Below are 3,346 nucleotides of genomic sequence, written 5' to 3'. Positions count from 1 at the left end.
TCGTAGCCGTCCTTGTCGGTGTCGCCGATGGCCACGGCCGAGCCGAACTGGTCGCCTGCCTCGTCGATCCCCGGGACTCCGCTGCTGGCCTGGGTATAAGAGCGGCCGTTGGCGAGGCCGTCGGCGCTGCCGTAGGCCACGTAGATCTTGTTCTGCTCCGGGTACGCGGTGACCAGGTCCTGGCGGCCGTCCTTGTTGAGGTCGCCGAAGGCGGAGCGGGAGTCGGTGAAGAGCTGGTACGGCCCCTTGAAAACCGAGCCCTTGACCAGGCCGGTGGCGGAGCCCTTGAGCACGACACCGCTTGTCGCGCCGCTCCCGAGCGGCACTCCGCCGCTCACCACGATGTCGTCGATGCCGTCGCCCGTCGTGTCTCCGACATAGAGCTCGGACGTGCCGACCTTGTCCAGCTTGTCGGTGTCGCGGTGCCACACCCCCGCCGGCTTGCCGGTCGTGCGGTTGATCGGGCCGAGCAGGACACTGGGGCCGTATCCCAGGCCGTAGTGGCTGCGGCTGACGAAGTCGTCGACGCCGTCGCCGTTGACATCGCCCACCCCGAAGCCGCCACCCAGCAGCTTCGGGTCGGTGGCGGTGTAGTTGCCGGTGGGCATGGCGGTCGCGGCGCCGGTGATGCCGTCCCCGCCGCCCCAGAGCACCATGTTCTTCTCGAGCCAGCGGACGACCAGGTCGTCGTATCCGTCGCCGTCCAGGTCGCCGTGGCCGCTGACCTCGCGCCACCGCTCGTCTTCGACGGGGTCACCAGGGACACCCGGGGTGGCCTTGCTGATGACCGAGGCGGTCTCGTACCGCAGGCCGGTCGGGGAGCCGTAGGCGATCGTCACGACACCGGCGCGCTTGACGGTGCCGACGGGCGCGGTGTGGGCACCGATGGCGAGGTCCGGGTAGCCGTCGCCGTTGAAGTCGGCCTTGCCGTCCTCGGCCTTGGCGCCGACCAGGGCTGCGGCCTTGGCCGCGGCCTTCGGCGCTGAGCTTGCCGCGGTGGCCGCGGGTGCCAGAGCGGTGACGGCGAGGACGGTTGCCGCGCAGGCCGCGGCAGCGGTGAGCGCCTTGGAGCGCATCGAATCCCCCAGTTCGGATGAGGTGCGTGGGACGTGGTGCACGGTGCCTGTGAGGAGTAGGTGGCAGGTGCGGAGGGTGACACGGCTCAGCTGTTCAGGCACGTCCGGGACCGGGCGCGGTCCGGCCTTCGGGTATGCCGGATGCGGCCGTCACGGCTCACCCCGAGCCGCCGCAGGTGACCGTGCTCGCCGTTCCGGCCGGAGCATGTGCCGTGGTGGGAGCAATGCCGACGGTGGCCATGCCCGTCGCGGCACGGAGAACCGCTACTGCGGTGGAGCGCGGAAGCACCAGGTACCCCTCGTTGACGTGGAAAAAGGCGCCATGAAGGCAACCGTGATCCAGACCCGGCTGCGGAGCGAAAGGTTGTACGAGGAAGGAGGAATCAGCTCAGGGATTCCTCGGCTTCCGCGGCCTGTCAAGCCCCGAGATGCAGGGGCGTGACTCGTCGGTGCGGCAGGCGCTTAATGGAGGTGAAGGGTCATCCGGGACCACCGGGAAGCCCGAAGCAACGGGAAGCCCGGGATCACCGGGAAGGGGGAGAGAACGGGAGAGAGCCGTGAGTTCCCAGCCACCCCCATCCGAGCGTCCCACCGGGCCGCCGTCAGGTCCGCTGTCCGGCCGGCCGACGAGTAGACCGGGCCGGCCGACCAGCGAACCGGGCAAGCCGGTTCCGGAGCCGGACCACGAGGCCGTGTCAGGCCCGTCGGCCGCCCCCGGCACGCCTGCCGGGCCGCCCCCGGCCTCTTCCGTGCCCCCGACCGACTCGGCTGATTCGGGTTCTACGGGTTCTACGGATTCTTCGGGCCCTTCAGTGGCGCCGTCTTCCCGGTGGCGGCCGTTCCGAGGGCGCAACGCCTTGGCGAGCCTGGGTGCCGTCCTGGCCCTCGTGACGGCGGTGATCCTCGCCTTCGCTCTGCAAGGCGGCGGCATCGGCGGTGGTGGCAAGGCCAAGGGAGAGATCTTCCTGGAGACCACATCGGCGTCGGGGAAGGACCCGTTCACCCCGTCCACGGTGTCGGACCCCGGAGAGGAGGCGAAGGCCGCGGATGCCGCGGCCCCGGTCGCCGGCAACGCCACCCGCGTGGTCGACGGCGCGCACCCGGGGTTGTACGGAGGCACGAAGAAGGCCGCGAGCTGCGATGTCGAGAAGCAGATCACGTACCTCTCACGGGACGCGGCCAAAGGGAAGGCGTTCGCCGGTGTGCTGGGCATCCGCCAGCCGGACATCCCCTCCTACCTGAGGTCGCTGACCCCGGTCAGGCTGGGCTGGGACACCCGGGTCACCAACCACGGCTACACGGACCAGGCCGCCACCAGCTACCAGGCCACCCTCCAGGCGGGTACGGCCGTCCTGATCGACGACCGAGGCGTCCCCCGCGTCCGTTGCGCCAGCGGCAACCCGCTCACCCCGCCGGTGACCGTCAAGGGCGCGAAGGCGTACACCGGACAGAAGTGGGCCTCGTTCCGGCCGGCCGCCCTCGTCGTGGTCACGCCCGCCGAGAAGCCGATGAAGACGGTCACGCTCTTCGACCACGAGCACAAGGGGTGGATCGCGCGACCGAGCGGAGACCAGTCGGCCGGCAAGGACCGCGAGGTACCGGCGCCGAAGGGCCAGCCCTCAGGAGAGACGCCGCCCGTCCTGCGGGACGAGCAGTCCCCTCACGAGGAGAAGAAGCCGGAGGCGCCGAAGTCCCCGGACGAGCAGAACACGGAGCACACGGACCAACCCGGCAAGACTCCTGAGACTCCCGGGAAGCCCGAGACACCCGAGACACCCGAGCAGAAGCCGGAGAAGAAGCCGCAAGAGCAGCAGCCCGAGGAGCAGCCGAAGCAGAACCCCGAGCAGCAGCAGGAGCCGCAGTCCCCCGCACCGCTGTCCCCTGAACCGCAGTCCCCCGGACAAAAGCAGGACCAGCCGCGAAAGCCCCAGGAGCAGCCGCAGAAACCGAAGCAGGAGGACCAGCCGGTGCCGCCCCTGCCGATACCGCTGCCGCAGTCCCCGCAGCTTCCCCGGCTACCCGACTACGTGCTGCCGGGCCTCTCGGAGCACCAGCAGCAGCCGCCGCAGTCCGATCCGTCGTAGGTCGGTTCCGAACCATCCACCGCACACCTTGGTACGACATGGCACGATCGCACAGGTGACCAGTAGACCCACCCCCGGGGGGGGGGGGGGGGGGCTGGGGGGGGGCGCGGGGCCCCGCGCCCCCGGCCGGCGCGTCGAGCCGCGGGCGCGGCCGGAGGGGGCGGGGGCGCGCGCGGGCGGGCGTGA

Annotated in this window: 2 protein-coding genes; one reads left to right on the top strand and one right to left on the bottom strand. The window is 71.0% G+C overall.

Annotation, left to right across the window (positions count from 1 at the left end):
• The coding region (locus ACFWI9_RS28930; RefSeq protein WP_387166528.1) for an integrin alpha at positions 1-1,178 on the bottom strand (1,178 nt) is incomplete at its 3' end.
• Positions 1,179-1,933: 755 nt separating this feature from the next.
• Between ACFWI9_RS28930 and ACFWI9_RS28925 the strand changes: the two genes are divergently transcribed.
• Positions 1,934-3,160 (top strand): DUF6777 domain-containing protein, encoded by a 1,227-nt coding sequence (locus tag ACFWI9_RS28925; RefSeq protein ID WP_387166525.1) that lies wholly within the window; start codon positions 1,934-1,936, stop codon positions 3,158-3,160.
• Positions 3,161-3,346: the final 186 nt, after the last annotated feature.

This window comes from Streptomyces sp. NPDC127084 (genome assembly GCF_042724175.1).
Lineage (GTDB): Bacteria > Actinomycetota > Actinomycetes > Streptomycetales > Streptomycetaceae > Streptomyces.
This window is presented reverse-complemented; position numbering and strand designations above follow the sequence as displayed.